The 16,426-nt window shown below is 65.8% G+C and carries 13 protein-coding genes; 5 read left to right on the top strand and 8 right to left on the bottom strand.

Annotated features, from left to right (window positions below):
- The first annotated feature begins 207 nt into the window (after window positions 1–207).
- The 3 genes from F1193_RS00090 (at window position 208) to F1193_RS00080 (ending at window position 3,863) form a co-directional block, all read left to right on the top strand.
- Entirely contained in the window at window positions 208–699 is a 492-nt protein-coding gene (locus F1193_RS00090) for a MarR family winged helix-turn-helix transcriptional regulator (protein WP_246164039.1), read from the top strand.
- 368 nt (window positions 700–1,067) lie between these two features.
- Entirely contained in the window at window positions 1,068–2,660 is a 1,593-nt protein-coding gene (locus F1193_RS00085) for a benzoate-CoA ligase family protein (RefSeq protein ID WP_150095641.1), read from the top strand.
- Between the two features lie 3 nt (window positions 2,661–2,663).
- Window positions 2,664–3,863, top strand: coding sequence for a 3-oxoadipyl-CoA thiolase (locus F1193_RS00080; protein ID WP_150095640.1), 1,200 nt, complete (start codon window positions 2,664–2,666; stop codon window positions 3,861–3,863).
- A gap of 33 nt (window positions 3,864–3,896) precedes the next feature.
- Here F1193_RS00080 and F1193_RS00075 read toward each other — a convergent pair whose 3' ends face one another.
- From F1193_RS00075 to F1193_RS00040, 8 genes are all read right to left on the bottom strand, one after another.
- Entirely contained in the window at window positions 3,897–5,276 is a 1,380-nt protein-coding gene (locus F1193_RS00075) for a tetratricopeptide repeat protein (RefSeq protein ID WP_170263197.1), read from the bottom strand.
- Between the two features lie 146 nt (window positions 5,277–5,422).
- Window positions 5,423–6,409, bottom strand: coding sequence for a GDP-mannose 4,6-dehydratase (locus F1193_RS00070; RefSeq protein WP_150095638.1), 987 nt, complete (start codon window positions 6,407–6,409; stop codon window positions 5,423–5,425).
- 144 nt (window positions 6,410–6,553) lie between these two features.
- Complete coding sequence (gene pelG, locus F1193_RS00065) at window positions 6,554–7,903, bottom strand: exopolysaccharide Pel transporter PelG (protein ID WP_170263194.1); 1,350 nt, start codon at window positions 7,901–7,903, stop codon at window positions 6,554–6,556.
- Between the two features lie 26 nt (window positions 7,904–7,929).
- Window positions 7,930–9,420, bottom strand: a complete 1,491-nt coding sequence (gene pelF / locus F1193_RS00060; RefSeq protein ID WP_150095636.1) for a GT4 family glycosyltransferase PelF — start codon at window positions 9,418–9,420, stop codon at window positions 7,930–7,932.
- Window positions 9,421–10,383 (bottom strand): hypothetical protein, encoded by a 963-nt coding sequence (locus F1193_RS00055; protein ID WP_150095635.1) that lies wholly within the window; start codon window positions 10,381–10,383, stop codon window positions 9,421–9,423.
- Window positions 10,380–11,477, bottom strand: a complete 1,098-nt coding sequence (locus tag F1193_RS00050) for a hypothetical protein (RefSeq protein ID WP_150095634.1) — start codon at window positions 11,475–11,477, stop codon at window positions 10,380–10,382. Before F1193_RS00050 ends, F1193_RS00055 begins: the two co-directional genes overlap by 4 nt.
- Window positions 11,478–11,491: 14 nt before the next feature.
- Entirely contained in the window at window positions 11,492–12,415 is a 924-nt protein-coding gene (locus F1193_RS00045) for an NAD-dependent epimerase/dehydratase family protein (RefSeq protein ID WP_150095633.1), read from the bottom strand.
- Window positions 12,397–13,257, bottom strand: coding sequence for a nucleotidyltransferase family protein (locus F1193_RS00040; protein WP_246164038.1), 861 nt, complete (start codon window positions 13,255–13,257; stop codon window positions 12,397–12,399). The genes F1193_RS00045 and F1193_RS00040 overlap by 19 nt, the downstream gene beginning before the upstream one ends.
- A gap of 943 nt (window positions 13,258–14,200) precedes the next feature.
- On the opposite strand from F1193_RS00040, the gene F1193_RS00035 reads away from it, so the two are divergent.
- A complete protein-coding gene (locus F1193_RS00035; protein WP_170263192.1) occupies window positions 14,201–15,085 on the top strand; it encodes a glycoside hydrolase family 191 protein in 885 nt (294 codons plus the stop codon).
- A gap of 468 nt (window positions 15,086–15,553) precedes the next feature.
- Window positions 15,554–16,381, top strand: a complete 828-nt coding sequence (locus F1193_RS00030; RefSeq protein WP_150095631.1) for a Crp/Fnr family transcriptional regulator — start codon at window positions 15,554–15,556, stop codon at window positions 16,379–16,381.
- Window positions 16,382–16,426: the final 45 nt, after the last annotated feature.

Here is a 16,426-nt window from a genome sequence, read left to right as displayed (position 1 = left end):
AGCGGCTGGATTGGTTTTGATCCAGGGGACGTCCGCAGGCATTGCGGCAGTCCCTTCCGACGAGCTTGTTATTGGTATATGACATAACAATTATCGACTATAAGAGCAAGGCGTGACGTGGCCGGCAATGTGAACGGGTCACGGCCTCCGGGGCGGAAAATGGGTGTGAGAAAGAGCAATCGTGACGTGGCCTCCTCAACGGAGGGAATGCGGCGCGGCCGCAGCACGGCCCGCAGCGCGACGGTCGATGAGGCCGAGGAGGCGACCGCCGGTCCCGACGCGCTCGACCTGTCGGGCCTGAACGCGGTGGTGGGCTACGCGCTGCGGCGCGCGCAGTTGGCGGTGTTCGAGGATTTCATCGCCCGGTTCGCGACGCTCGATCTCACCCCGGCGCAATATTCGGTGCTGCTGGTGATCGGCAACAATCCCGGACGCAAGCAGGCCGAGATCGCCGCCGCGCTCGGCATCCAGCGTCCGAACTTCGTCAGCATGCTCGACGAGTTGGAGCGGCGCGGGCTGGCCGAGCGCCTACCGTCCGCCACCGATCGCCGCTCGCACGCGCTGGTGCTGACCAAGGCCGGCAGCGCTCTGCTCGCCCGCGCCCGCGCGATGCAGGACGAGCAGGAGCGCGAGCTCGCCCAAAAGCTTGGCCCCGGCGGCCGCGAGATGCTGGTGGCGCTGCTGCAGCGGCTGATGTGATGCGAAATCCGGCCTGTCCGGCTGGAAATCGCCGACGGGCGCGGGCCTTCAAGGTGCCGGTGGCAGGATTTTGATACGGTCCGTGCCGAACCTTTTTCGGGGCGTGGCGACAGGCCCGGCGAGGGTCGGAGGCCGACGATGCCGACTGCGGCGGCCACCGGCCGACGAGCGTCGGCTTGACAGGGCGGCGACCCGTCGCGAAAATCAGCAAAAAAGTACCAGAATGCGCTTCGCAGGGTTCGCGCGACGGTGGCCTCGACCATCCGGCACGCCGAACCCGCGCGACGCCTCCCTTTCCGCCAGGGATGGCGCGAATAACGGATGGCGCAAATAGCGGATGGCGCGGACAGCGACGAGGGGGGAAGGCCATGACGTTGATCGAAATTGAGGGGGGCAGCGCACGCGGCGCGGCCCTTGAGGGCGTCTTGACGTTCCCGGACGGCTTCAATGTTGCCACCGTGTTCATCGACCGGCATCTGGCCGAGGGGCGCGCCGGCAAGGTGGCGGTGCGCACGGCATCCGGCGACACGACCTATGGCGAACTCGCCGCCGGGGTGAACCGTTGCGCCAATCTGCTGGTCGCCCTCGGACTCAGCCGCGGCGAGCGGGTGCTGATGGTGGTGAAGGACTCGATCGAGTTCTTCTACCTGTTCTGGGGGGCGATCAAGGCCGGCGCCGTTCCGGTGCCGCTCAACACCATGCTACGGGCCAAGGATTACGCCTTCATGATCGCCAACGCCGAATGTGCGGCGCTGGTCTATTCGCCCGAGTTCGCCGCGGAGGTCGAGGCGGGACTGGCGCAATCGCCGCACCAGCCGTCGGTGGTGCTGCGCGCGGCGGGAGAGGGCGACACCGTCGCCGCGCGGCTTGCCGCCCAGTCCGACCGCTTCGATGCGGTGCCGGCCTCGGCCGAGGACGACTGCTTCTGGCTCTATTCGTCGGGCTCGACCGGCAATCCCAAGGGCGCGGTGCACCGCCACCGCGACATGGTGGTGTCCAGCGAGTTCTACGGCGTGCGCACGCTCGGCGCCGGCGAGGACGACGTGTTCTTTTCCGCCGCCAAGCTGTTCTTCGCCTACGGCCTCGGCAACGGCATGACGTTTCCGCTGTGGGTCGGCGGCACCGCGGTGCTGCTCGATGCCCGGCCGACCCCGGAGTCGACATTCGCCACCATCGAGCGCTTCCGGCCGACGCTGTTCTTCGGCGTGCCGACGCTTTATGCCGCGCAGCTTCATGCGCTGGAGAGCGCGACGCCCGACCTCACCGCGCTCCGGCTGTGCGTGTCGGCCGGCGAGGCGCTGCCGGCCGACATCCTGCGGCGCTGGCGCGAGCGCACCGGCCTGATGATCCTCGACGGCATCGGCTCGACCGAGGCGTTGCACATCTTCATCTCCAACCGGGTCGACGACTGCAAGCCGGGCTCCAGCGGCCGGCTGGTGGAGGGCTATGAGGCGGTGATCCTCGACGAGGCGGACCGGCCGCAGCCGGCGGGCGAGCCGGGGCGGCTGATCATCAAGGGCCTGTCGACGGCGCGCTGCTACTGGCGCAGCCCGGAGAAGACCGAGACCACCATGCTCGGCGAGTGGCTCAACACCGGCGACACCTATTACTGCGACGAGGATGGCTTCTTCTTCTACTGCGGCCGCTCCGACGACATGCTGAAGGTCGGCGGCATCTGGTGCTCGCCGTTCGAGATCGAGGCGGCGCTGATCGAGCACCCCAGCGTGCTGGAAGCGGCGGTGGTCGGCCGCAGCGACGGCGAAGGTCTGGTCAAGCCGGAAGCCTGGATCGTCCTGGCCGGCGGTGTGCCGGCCAGCACGGCGCTGGAGGCGGACCTCGTCGTCCACTGCAAGTCGCGGCTGGCGCCCTACAAGTTCCCGCGCAAGTTCCACTTCGTCGATGAGCTGCCCAAGACCGCCACCGGCAAGATCCAGCGCTTCCGCCTGCGCATCGAGGAGTGAGCCGTGCTCGACGCCTGCATCTATAACGGCGTGCGCACGCCGTTCGGCCGCCACGCCGGTGCGCTCGCCCAGGTGAGGCCGGACGACATGGCCGCCCAAATCATCCGCGCGGCGCTGGCCGGCGTGCCGTTCGCCCCGGATCAGGTCGAGGACGTCATCCTCGGCTGCGCCTGTCAGGCCGGCGAGGACGGCCGCAACATCGGACGTCACGCCGCGCTGCTCGCCGGTCTGCCGGTCGAGGTGGCCGGCGCCACCGTCAACCGGCTCTGCGGCAGCGGCCTCAACGCGGTGGTCGATGCGGCGCGCGCCATCACGTTGGGCGAGGCCGATCTGATCGTCGCCGGCGGCGTCGAATCGATGACCCGCGCGCCCTTCGTGATGGCCAAGTCGCCGGCACCGTTCGGCCGCGAGGTGGCGGTGTTCGACACCACCATCGGCGCCCGCTTCGCCAATCCGCAACTGGTGGCGGCGCACGGCAACGACTCGATGCCGGAGACCGCCGACAATGTGGCGCGCGAACTCGGAATCGGCCGCGATGCTGCCGACCGCTTTGCGCTGGTCTCGCAGCAGCGGGTGGAGCAGGCTCGGCGCGAAGGCTTCTTCGCCGGGGAGATCGCGCCGGTGGCGGTGCCGGGGCGCAAGGGCGCGGCCGTCACAGTCGTCGAGGACGAGCACCCGCGTCCCGACACCACGCTGGAGCAGCTAATGAGGCTCAGGCCGCTGGCCGAGGGCGGCACCGTGACGGCCGGCAATGCCTCCGGCATCAATGACGGCGCCTGCGCGCTGGTGATCGGTTCGCGCGCGCTGGGCGAGACATCGGGCGCCGCGCCGCTCGCCACCATCCGCGCCGCCGCGGTGGCCGGCGTGCCGCCGCGCATCATGGGCATCGGCCCGGCGCCGGCCGCGGCCAAGGCGCTGGCCCGCGCCGGGCTCACGCTGGCCGACATGGACGTCATCGAGATCAACGAGGCGTTCGCCGTCCAGGTGCTCGGCTGCTGCCAGCTGATGGGGCTCGATGCGGCGGATTCCCGGCTCAATCCCAATGGCGGCGCCATCGCGCTCGGCCATCCGCTCGGCGCCACCGGCGCGCGGCTGATGCTGACCGCAGCGCGCCAGCTCGCCCGCAGCGGCGGCCGCTATGCGCTGGTCGCGATGTGCATCGGCGTCGGCCAGGGCATTGCCGCGGTCATCGAGCGCGGCTGACCAAACCGGCTCCAACACTCGGGGCGGCGGCGATCAGTGTTCCTGCGTCGATTCCAGGCGGCCCATGGAGTGCAGCACCAGATCGTGGGTGCGGTAGTCGCCCAGGCTCAACGCCTCGTTTGCCAGCGGGCGCAACAGCTCGACGGGCAGGGTGCCGGCCCGCCACAGCTTGACCATGCGCTCGAACGTGGTGGCGCGTGGCTCCAGGCGCTGCGACAGCGTGAGCCAGGTGGTCAGCCCTTGCGAGTCGAGCTGCGACGGATCGGCCTGGGCGAGATACCAGCGGGCCAGTTCGAGGCTCTGTTCGAAGACCAGGAGCTCCGCGGCGAACAGCGGGCGCGTCAGCAGCGCCTCGAACGACAGCATCGGCCGCAGCGGCTCGACCGCGGCCATTCCGAACACCGCGGCGATCTCCTCCGCCATCTGCGCCTCGGCGGCCGGATCCTTGCCCATGTTCACCAGCCGCGTGAACATCCGGAAGGGCAGCGCCGCGTCGCCGACCTGGCCCGCCGCGAACATGAAGGTTCTTAGCTGCGGACCATGCGGGTTCGGATGGATCTCCGACCAACGGATCAGCATCTCGCGGGACACATCGCCATAGCCGTCCGCCGTGAGCTGCCCGACGATGTCGAACACGCTGTCCGGCATGACATTGGCGCAGAGCCGGGCGACCTCATAGGCCTTCGACCGCGTGTCGGAGCGGGCAAGCCGGGTCAGAACCCCGGTCGCGAGATGGGGCGTCTTCCAGGATTGCAGCCACGCCGTCGCCTTCTTCGCCGCCTCGTCGGTGCGGTCCAGCCGAACCAGCACGTCGAGCAGCACGAGCCGCGGGCCGCTCAGGGTCGGCGGTGCCTTTGCGTCGATGCGTTCGAGAAGCTGCCGGGCGGCTTCGAGCTCGTTGCCGTCCGCCAGGAGCTGCCCAAGCCGCGCGGCGTGCGCGAGATCGAGAAAATCCGCCTCCCCATGGGCGCGCAGGAGGGTCAGCTCGTCCTGGGTCCGGCCGGCGTCGCGATAGGCATCGGCGAGGGCGCCGACGCGGGCGCCGGTCGGCAGCGTCGCAACGACGCGCGAAAGCTCGGCGATATGGCGCTCGCTCTCCCCGAGCTTCCGCAGCGCCTCGGCCAGCATCTCGCGGGCGGCGACGTCGTCGGGGTGGTCGGCGAGGTACTTGTCGAACAGGGGCGTGGCACGTTCGTAATCGCCCAGGCCGGAATAGGCCTGGGCCAGCGCCCGCTGGGCCGCCTGATCGCTGGGATCGGCCTTGATCTTCTTCTCGAGGGCCGCGGCCGCCTCGCTGAACCGGTGCTTGTCGAGCAGGATCGCGATGCGCTCGTCGCCGCGCGGCGACAGGGTCGCGACGGCGATGCCCAGCAGGGTGAAAACGAGAACACCGAACGCGACGGATGCCTTCATGAGTGCGCCCTCGATTTCCGAATGCGAGACGTCGCCGCCTCCACCGCTCTGCCGAACCGGTCGGCCGATTTGCCCGTTTCCGGTGTCCCGAAGGGTCAACCGGAAACCGCATGATAGGCCGGGGCCGGGACGACCCCGGCCGATGATCAACGCACGTACGCGCTCGTGTCGTACCGCCCCAGATTGTTCGTCACGAACTCGATGGTTCGCAGAAGTCCGTCGTCGATCGACACGGTCGGCGTCCAGCCCATGGCCGTCTTGGCCAGCGCGTTGTCCGAGACGAGCTTCATGACCTCGCTGAGCGCCGGACGCAGACGGTCTTCGTCCTGAACGATCGGTTTGTCCAGCTTCATAAGTTCGAGAATCCGCTTTGCGAACCAGCCTACCGAGTGCGTGACGCCGGTCCCGAGATTGAGGGTCATGCCGGGGACGCCGGGCGCCGTCGCCGCGGCCAGGAAGCCCGCGACGGTGTCGCTCACGAAGGTCATGTCCCGCTCGGGCGTCAGCGAGCCGAGATGGATCTCGTCGCGCGCCAGGGCCTGGGAGATGATGGTCGGGATGAACGCGCGCGCGCTCTGGCGCGGGCCGAACGTGTTGAACGGCCGTACGGTGACCACCGGCGTCTCGAACGAGCGGAAATAGCTCTCGGCCAGCTTGTCGGCGCCGATCTTGGTGGCGGAGTAGGGCGACTGGCCCTGCAGCGGATGCTTCTCGTCGATCGGCGCATAGAGCGCGGTGCCGTAGACCTCCGACGTGCTGGTGTGGACCATGCGGGCGATGTCGAACCGGCGTACCGCCTCGAGCACGTTCAGGGTGCCCTCGACATTGGCGCGGACATAGCTGCGCGGAGCTTCGTAGGAATAGGGAATCGCGATCAGCGCCGCGAGGTGGAAGATGACGTCCTGTCCCTTCGCGACGCCGAAGACGAAGTCGCTGTCCTCGACATTGCCGCTGGCGATCCGCACCGAGCGCCGCATGTCGGGCGGCAGGAATGCGAGGTTGCCGATCGAGGACGACGAGTTGTAGCGCACCATGGCGGTCACGCTGGCGCCCGCGGCGACAAGGGCTTCGACAAGGTGGCTGCCGATGAAACCACCCGCGCCGGTCACAACGACCTTCTTACCGTTCAACATATTTTGCCTGTCCGATCAGTTTTCAAGCTTATGGCGACCTGGGTGCAAGCACCCTCAGTGGAGAAACAATATAGGTGAACGACCTAAAGGTGAGGCTCTTGCGTATCCGAGCACGAAGGATTGCTGCATCATGGTTCATCCCAATCATCGGACTGAGGCGTTGTTGGTGACGAAGACGTGGAATGGCAGCCACGAAAGCTCGCGCAACAGCACGGCGAAGCTGAACAGGAAGCCGATCGCCGAGGCGAGGAGATTGCCGTAACCGTAGAAATCCTCGCCCGCCCGAACAAAGACGAGCGTCAGGCTGGCGTTCAGCACCGCATAGGTGACGACGACGACCAGCGCCTGCCGGCGCAGATCGAAGTGCATCAGAAAATAGAAGCAGAACATCGCGCTGGTGTAGAACGTGGTGGCGATCACGGCCGTTCGCAGCGCACCCATGTAGCTCGGGCGGAGTCCCAGTTCGTTCATGAAGACGAACGACGACAGAATGACAAGGATGCCGATGATCACCAGCCCCGAGAACATCGTCACGATGCCGGACAGCGCCGCCGTCCTGACGTGACTGATCAGGAGCTTGATCTCACGCAGGCTCGCATGATTTCGCAAACGCTCGTGCGCACGTTCGACGGAGGAGGAGAAGCGGGTCTCGACGTGGACGAAGAACACCGAAATGACCGGGATCGCCGACAACTGCGCCCAGAACATCGCGGTGTCGTAACTTGGCATCGTGCGGAGCACGCTGGCGACGATGAGATTGTCGGCCGGCGCGGCGTGCCACATGATGATCTTGTCGATCCACAGGCCGAGCGCGAAGGCCAGCCCTGCCGCGGGAATCTCCCACATCCGGCGCAGGTACACGACCAGACCCTCGTCGGGCGCCATGCGGGGGCCAAGCCGGCGGACAAGCCCGACCAGCATGATCGCGTCGGTGATCGCAAAGCCGGCGTTGAGCGTCGACAGCAGCGACGTGACCGAGGGATCGTGCAAAAGGCCGCTGCCGAGGAACATCGCGACGCTGCTGACGCCGAACGCGACGAGCACGGTGTTGTGGGCCCGCAGGACGCTGCAGAACGGCACCAGCAACCATGACGCGCCGATCAGCGCGACATTCTGGATGGCGGCGATCTTCTCGGACGGCTGAAGCGTGGTTGCGAACAGATAGAACGGCGCGGCCAGGGCAATGACAACCACGGCGAAAACCAGGAGGCCGAAGGCAAGGGCGAACATGATGGTCTCATGCCGGCCCTCGTGCAGGTTTCCGGACACGTATCGCCCGCAAAGAAAGGCGAGCGGGCTCGTGGCGATGAGCGCGAATGCGGAATTGTAGATGACGATCGAGCGGAACACCGGAAGCTGGTCGCAGAACGATCCGCAAGGCGCCATCGACAGGCCGACCAATCCGAGAACCGTGAAGATCCAGGGTCCGGCGACGATGAGGGCGCTGTAGAGATAGGCGAGGGCGATGCTCGTCAAGGTGGGCTGACGGGTCATCGCTTCGAGCGTTTGGTTGATGCTCGTCATTGCGGCCGACCCCGTTCGCTTGCAGCGTTCAATTCGTCATAGAGCCCTTCGTACAGCTTCCTCACCCGGTTGCGGTGATAGTAGCAGGACATCCGGCGCCGCATCACGTCGCCCATGCTCTGGCGCATCTCGGTATCGCGCAGGATCGTCGCCAGCGCCTTCGCCGTCGCGACGGGATCGCAGGGGTCGACAACGATGCCGCCCGCGCCCTTGACCGGATCCTCGTCGAACCCCTCGATCACCTCGCGGCAGGATCCGACGTCGGTCGACACCACCGGCACGCCGATCGCGCCCGCTTCGAGAATGACGATCGGCTGCGCCTCGCTGATGCTGGTCAGCACGATCACATCGGCGGCGAGGAGGTGCTCGAAGACGTCGGGAACCCGGCCGAGGAAGCTGACGTTCGACTCGATATCGAGCTGGGTCACGAGCTGGCGGCACTCCGACGCGTATGCCGGATCCTCCTCCTCCGGGCCGATCACCACGGCGATCACATCGGGCACCATCGCCTTGAGCTGGGCAACGGCCATCAGGAACGTCCGGGTGTCCTTGATCGGCACGATCCGTCCGATCATCAGGACTGTCGGCCGCCGGCTCCGCGTGTCCCGCGTCAGGGCGGCGAGGCGCTCGACATCGATGCCGTTCGGGATGATGCGCAGCTTCTCCTCGGGTGCACCGTCCTGGCGCTGGATGTGCTGGTTCGCCTTGTATTGCGAGGTGATGATGTCGGCGCTGGCGTAGGCGAGGCGCGACAGCGAATTGTAGGCCTGCAGCCAGACGCGTCGCAGCTCGGGCGCCTGGGCCGCCGCATCGAAGCCGCCCTTGCCGGAATCGAACAGCCAATCGGCGGTCGCCATGTCGATGCGGCGCTCATTGGTGTAGATGCCGTGCTCGGTGATGACGAGAGGCCGCCCGCTCGCAGCCTTGGCGTAGCTGCCCATCAGGCCCGCGAACCCCGTTCCCAGGGCGTGGAAAACCCGAGCATCCGCCACGGGCGCGGAGGAAATGGAGAGAAGGGCCTGGAGCAGAAACCGCCACGACCAGAAGAAGCCGAGGAAGGACCCCCCCGGCAGGAACCGGTCGTAGGCGCCTTCCAGGGCCCGCCATGCCGGGCGGGAGTCGAGAAGGGCTTCCTGGCCGTAGCCCGTCTCCTTCAGGCCAGCGACCAGGGACGCAAACGCCACCACGTCGCCCGTCGCCAGCGTTTCCTCGGCCGCGCTGCTGAGGTCGGCGACGCGGCGCCAGTCCCAGGGCGAAGGCGCAGTGCCGGGACGGCACTTGTCCAGGAGAACGTCGGTGACGCCAGTGACGTTCTCGGGCAGCTTGAAGCGCGGCACGCGCGGCTGGCTCGAAACCATGATCGAGACGACATGGAACTTGAGCTGCGGCGAGGTGCGAATATAGGCGTCGGTCCACGAGGCGACGCCCCCCAGCAGATAGGGGTAGCCGCCTTCGATGATCAGGCAGACATCGGCAGCCTGTGTCATCTACCGGGCCCCCGTCGCCGGCCGGCCGACGTCGGCCCCGTCGGATCCCGCGTTCAGATCGGGAAAGCGGGCGAGGCGCTGGCGGACGCCGTCGAGACGAACGTGCAGATCGTGGTCGTTCGGCGCAATTCCAACGGCGCGCGACAGCGCCTCCACTGCACCCGCGGTTTCCGTGCGAGCACGCGACAGGTCGAGCAGCCCGCTTGCGGCATAGTCGAGGCGCGCGTCTGCAAGCTCGCCCCACGCCGCCGCCGAGCCGGGATCCTGCTCCACCGCCGCCAGCCGCTGGCCGATGGCGCGCATGAAGCGGCTGTTGAGCTCGGCCAGCACGGTCGACGACAGGACGCGGACCGGCGCCTCGGAGTCGGCCAGTGCGCGCTTGAGAACGGCGGCGAACGGCGCGCGGTAGTTCCGCGCGATGATGCTCAGCGCGGCAAGCTTCTCGATCTGCGTTCCCTGCGAAATGACTTCACCGAGCGGCCGGATTGTGTGGACGCCGGAAATGCGCAGCCGGTGATCGAGCAGGGCGCTGTAGAGGTGTTCGACGCGATCTTCCTCAGGGGATGGCGGGTCGTCCAGGTCGTGCAGCCCGGCCAGCGAGAAGGCGGGATCCTTGCGCGCGAACGCATAGGCGAGGATGACGAGCGCCCCGAACGGACCGGCGAGGATCGACCAGACGATCACCTGGAACTGCAGTGCCGCGAACAGGCGCCCCTGCGGAGCGTCGGCCGGCGTCAGCCAGCGGCGAAACGCCAGCCAGGCGGCGAGGCCGACCAGGAACTGCAGCGCCACATAGGTCGCCAGTCCGAGGGCACCCCGTGCAAGGCCGACGAGCAGCATCAACTGGAGCAGGAAGGCCGCCGCCGCGATACCGGCAAGGACACCGCCGGGCAGCGCGGAAAGCGCATGCCGCCCGAGCGTGGCCGCCGCGGCGAAACCGGATTGCTCCAGGCGCGGACTCATCGCGACGCCTCCCGGACCACCTGCAGGCGGTCGGTCTGCAGGCGGTCGGTCTGGAGCCGGTCGCGAACGTATCCGCCGGCCTGGGCGGGCGGGCACACGCTCAGAATTTTCGCCAAGGCGCGGCCCAGCTCGTCGAGCCGCTGCCGGGCGTGGCCGACATCCTCGTTGGCGCGGAACGCGCTGCAGACGATGAGGCCGAGAGGCTGAGCCCCCGGCTCGTCGAGCCCGAGGATGGACACGTGCGCCGGCTGGCCGGCCGATGCCGGATCCTGTCCGACGGGGAGGCGACCACCGGACCGCGCCAGCGCGGCTTGCAGCGCGGCGGCGTCCAGCGGGGCGAACTGCTCCACCGGGCAGACGACGTCATCGACGACGGCGAGAGCGGCGGCCGCTTCGCGCCCCTCGATCAGATAGAGCGTGAACGTGGAGGCCTCGGCACAGAAGCGCAGAAGGTCGCAGAAGCTTGCGACGGCACGCTGCCGGCTGGCGAGATCGAGATTGGCCAAGGTGCGAGACACCGTCGCCGCGTCGGCGAGCTGGGCCGCGATGCGCACTTCGAGCGACCGGATCTCGTCGGTTGCGCGCACCAGCGCGTCGGCGAAGTCCTCGGTCCGGTGCTCGGCCAAATTCAGGCGGTCGACCAGCTCGGTCTGGCGATGGATGTGCAGGGTCCGCAGGCCGCCAAGGACCAGCGTTGCGGCGAGCCAAGCCGCCGGCCGCGCGGCGATCGCCGCGGCATTGGCATGGAAATCCTCGGCAACGATATAGGTCGGCAGGCCGAAGCCGAAATAGCCGACGCAGCAGACGACCGTGGCGAACATGCCGGCCATCATGCCGTGCTGGCAGGCGATCAGCAGCACCGGCACCCAGTAGGGGTGGAAGGCGCCGGCCGGCACGACGGTGCTGCCGTACACCAGCAACTGGAACGCCGTCGCGGCCGCCACCAGCAGCAGCGTTTCGAGCACGAACCGCCGCCAGCTTTCGATCGACAGCAGCTCGATCAGGCTTGGCTGGGGATGGGCGGCGCGAACACCAACCTCCCCCGTGCTGTGAGCCTTGTCGTCTCTGGCACCGGAGGTCCGAAGGAAAAACATGGATCGATCGTCGCCTAGTTTGGGGAGCCCGTGCTGTCGACAACCGCCTCCCAGATTCGGGCGACGACCGCCGGGAAATCCGTCGGCGGCGGCAGGCAGCCGAACTCCGCAAGCCGCGCCGTACTTCCCACAATGGTGCGAATCTCGCCCGGCCGCACGCGCGCAGGATCGACTTCCAACGACACGTTTCGGCCGCTGGACGAGATCATGCAGTCTACCAGATCCCGCAACAGCGGTGCCTGGCCACTACAGACATTAACAACACCACGTGCATTTTCGGTAAACGCCAGATCAATTAGAATTTTCGCCGCGTGTTCGACGTCAATCATATCCCGCTGGACGTTAAGATTCCCGACCCGGAGGCAACATGACCTATCGGAACTTGCTGCGATCTGGCGCGCGAAGCTTCCCAAGGCGAGATGCGCGGGCATGTCTGCGCCGATGGGATTGAACACCCGCGCAACGATCACGCGATGCCCGGTCTCCTCGGCGAACCGCAGCGCCGCGCAGCTTTGCGCGTGCTTGCTGATGCCGTAGTCCGACACGGGCGCGCACGCCAGCGTCTCCGCCACCGGCTCACCGTCACGGATTGCCGCGCCATATTCGGCCGCGCTGCCGGCGCAGACCAGCAGCGGCGTCCGCGCGGTGCGGGCGAGACCTTCCAGGAGCGCGAGTGTCGTCCGCACGTTTGCACGGTCGAGCTGCTCGCGCGTCCCGGTCGCCGATCCGGCAAGATGGAAAATCCAGTCCGGCGCTTCGCGTTCGATGATGTCGCCAAGCGCCGATGGCGTCCAGGACGCCTCGTCGAGAACGATATCCGAAGGGTCCGATGCGGGGGAGCGGCCAACGGTCGCCACCCTGCATCCGAGCCCTCTCAGAGACCGGACCAAATGCCGACCGATGAATCCCCGCCCCCCGGTTACAAGGGCGCGCCGCATTCGGGCTGTCCCAGGAAAATGTTGCGGTTCTGCTCGAACATCTGCTGCGCAAGAGCGAAGTCGTCAGGACGGCCGATGTCGAGCCACACGCAATCGTCCCGGAAGCACATGACGTTGGTGTCTCGATCTTTCATTTGCACCAGCAACGTCGGCATGTCGAGATAGTCGACATCGCGCACGTGCTGACGGATCGCCTCGCGACGGAGCACGTAAATACCCATGCTGACATAATATTTGGTTACCGGCTTCTCGCGGTAGGCGCACAGGCGGTTGGTGTGATCGAACTCGATCAGGCCGAAATCGATCTTGTTCTCGCGCTCGAAGATGCCGACCGAAGCGTCGGCGTCGTCCGCGAGATGGGTCTGCGCCATGCGCGACAGGTCCATCGTCGTCAGAAGATCGCCATTGGCCAGGAAGAAGTTCTCGTCGAGCATGTCGAGCATGTTGCCGAGAGCGCCGGCGGTCCCCAGCGGCTTGCTTTCGTTGGAGTAGCGAATGCGCATGCCGAGATTGGACCCGTCGCCGAAATAGGTCTCGATCAGGTGCCCGAGGTGATTGACGGCGACGATCACGTCGCACACGCCCGCCGCCTTCAGCCGCCGCAGCAGCAGTTCGAGAATCGGCATGTCGCCGAGCGGCATCAGCGGCTTCGGGAACACGGCCGAATAGGGATGCAACCGCGTTCCCTTGCCGCCGGCCATGATCACCGCCTGACGAACCTTCGCCTCGGAGTCCTTGGCGCCGCGGACAGCCGACGCGCCGCGTTCAGGCGCAAACTCATGCGCAGCATCTTCCCGGTCGAGAAGGGTAAATGATCCGAGCCTCGAGGCATGTTCGTTCATTTCAATTTCCTCCTGCTCGCGCAGTAATCTGAAAGCTGAACTCAGTCGCTAGTGTGGATGGGATCGAGAATTTGTCGCTCAATCCAAGCAGTAGCTTATTTATACTTCGAATTTGTACTAATTTTAGAGAACTCAGTAAGGGCGCGCCAACACAAAAGGCTGACATGGATCAGAGAAACAGCCATTCACGCCAATACCCACACTTCAAACGGGCCCTTTCCAATCCTAACGTTAATGGCGGAGGTCCAAGGCAGCCGATGGCTGGGAGGGGCCGAGGCGATTCCGAATAGGCGGCGGAACCGGTTGAAATAATTTGTAATTCACGCGCGCCAGGGCGCTTCGCGACACATGGTGACGCCGCCGGACGAGCCCGTTTCGGGCGTCGGAACGCTGAAGGTTAAGTTTGCCGGGCGCGATGAAAGGGGCGGTCAAGAGGGCCGAAATCTCTTTTTCCGATCGCCAAGAACTCCGTTAACGGGCACGGATTCTTAAAGAGTGTGCTTCCGGAGTCACGGTTTGACGGACCGGATACCCTGCGACGTGTGATGACGGGCATCGAAGACGAGCGGGCCGAGGCGCGTATGGCCAGCCTTGGCCGGGACACGCGCTGCGCGAAACACCCGTCGAAGCAAGGCGCGAGCGCTTCTGCAGCGGAATTCGAGGCCGGCTCACCGACCGGATCGCGAACCGAGAAGGCTTGCTGCGTCAGGACAAATCCGTCGACAGGGCCAGCCGTTTGAGGGCACGTTTCGGCCGCGGACGCGCGGGCCGCGTCAGGATTGTGTGCGCGAATTGATACGAAATTCGGCTGATCTGGCCGGAGCGTCATTGTCCATTCGCCGTAAATCCCGTTCTCAACGGCGGATTTTCGGCGAGGCTGTTGCCGGGTATCGCGACGCGATCATCTGGAAACTCGATGAGAGGTTGCAGGACTGTGTCCTCCATGCTGACCAGACGGACGATCCTGGGGGGCGGTGCCGGGGTGGCAATGTCGTCCATTCTCGCACCCAGGCCGGCTGCCGCGCGTGTGGCCCTGGGCGGCGAATCACCCCTGCGATGGGTGGTGTTCTACGGGCAGACCGCCAACGAAGACGTTCTCGCCGGCTACGACATCGTCATTCTTGACCCGGCTTTCAAAGGTTCGCTGGCGCGCATCGGCAAGGCAAGCGCGTCCGTCTGCGGCTATCTCAGCATTGGCGAGATCCGCACGGCGAGTCCCGCTTTCGCGAGCCTGGATCGCGACGCGCTGCTGGAGGAGAATCCCAGTTGGCCGGGAACGCGGCGGGTCGACATCCGGCATCCCTCCTGGAGCGCCTCACTTCTCGACCAGCAGATCCCCGCCCTGCTGTCCGCGGGCTTCAAGGGGCTGATGTTGGACACGCTCGATACGCCGCCATACCTCGAGGAGACGAACCCAAGCCGCTACAAGGGCATGGCAACGGCCGCGGTCGACATCGTGCAGTCGATCCGCAAGCGGTGGCCGGATATCTCGATCATCGCCAACCGCGGCTACGCCATTCTCCCGCGCCTCGTCGACTGCATCGACGCCATCATCGCCGAAAGCCTGCTCACGACGCCGAATCTTGCCGGAACAGGCTTCGTGCTTGCCGACGGGCGGAGCGTCGAGCTCCAGATGCGGCTGCTTGAGCCCGCGCGAAATCGCCATCCGGCCCTGCCCATCCTGACCCTCGATTACTGGGACCTGTCGGACAGGGATGGGATCTGCAGGATCTATGGCCGGGAGCGCGCGCTGGGACATCACCCCTACGTGGCGACACGCCTCCTCGATCGGGTCGTGCCCAAGCCCGCGTGCGAAGCCAGCCTGTGACGCTTCGGATCCTTGATACGAAGCCTGGCCCGGTCATCGCCGCCGATCCAGGGAGATCGTTTCCGGGATCCCGAAGGGATCGAGCGGAAGCCGTCTGAGTTTGCCACCGGAAAAACCGACCCGCCGGCGATGAAAGCGCCTCGCTGCCGGCAGCCGCTGGGGTGGGTTGCCCGGACACGTTCTGTTTAGGCGCTCGCGGTGGACCCCGCGCAGGTGTCCCGCTGTACCGAAGCAGCCGGCACCGTCGGGCGGTTACAGTCGCGACCGCCCGGCGGTGCAACCGGTCAGTGGAGCGCCCGCGCTGTTAAGCATTAATGTTAAACATAGTAGCGCGAGCCAAATTAATCTCAAATTTTAAGTACAGTGGTTAGGTATCATCAGAGATGTTCAGACAACGCCCTTTACGGGTTGAGTCGACGTGCCCATTCTCTGTTTTCAGAAAATTTGAAACAATTTTGGGGCACTCAGATGCGTCCGCACGCTACCCACGGAAATAAGCACATCAAGACAACCAAGACTGGTGCGGCAGTCGCGGAGCGGCGCGCTATACAACCAAAGGGAGATGCCGGCAAACCGGAGGTTGGCAAGCGGGCCCTGCCGCTCAACCTGTCGCTCGATGACGACACGGTTCAACTCACACCGGAAGCGCCACTCCTGGATGCGGCGATCGATAAGTATGGTCGCGTTCTCGATCTGCGCAAGAACCAGTCCTTGTCGATCCTTCCCAGCTCCTCCATGAGCACCATCGTCATTCGCAAGGGAATGCTCGCCTTTGGTGCAACGTTCGGCGAAGGAAAGTCTCACATCATCGACTTTTTGCTTCCGAACGACACCTTGGTTATCCCAGGATATCAATACTGGAAGGATTTTTTCTTCCGGGCGTCGACTCCTGTCCAGTTGTTCTATTTCGACAATGACGACAGCTCCGAGAGCGCGTTCGTCCGCAACGTGTTCACCGCCAACCAGCTATTCGTGAAGCAGCATCTGTATCGGTCGTTCCTGCATCAGCTCATTGTCAGCGTCCTCGACTCCAAGCAGAGGGTGTGCTCCTTCCTGCTCTATCTGTTCCTGCGCCATGATGAAAAGCAGCCGGTCATCAAGCTTCCGTCGCGGGATGACATCGCAAGCTATCTGGCGATCAATGCCGATACCCTGAGCCGGATCATGGTCCAGCTCGCGACATCTGGAATCATCGAACGAGCCGGACGCAACGACGTTCTGGTCAAGGATGTCGACGCGCTGATGCAAGCATCGACGATTGCCGGCATCCTGAAGCGCGCCGTGAAGGAGAACTGATGCCAACGGCAGCGATGGCCGACCGTTGGTTCCGGTCGCGGATTC

The organism is Blastochloris sulfoviridis (assembly GCF_008630065.1).
Taxonomy (GTDB): domain Bacteria; phylum Pseudomonadota; class Alphaproteobacteria; order Rhizobiales; family Xanthobacteraceae; genus Blastochloris; species Blastochloris sulfoviridis.
The sequence above is the reverse complement of the archived record's forward strand: the minus strand, read 5'-3'. Positions and strand labels throughout refer to the sequence as shown.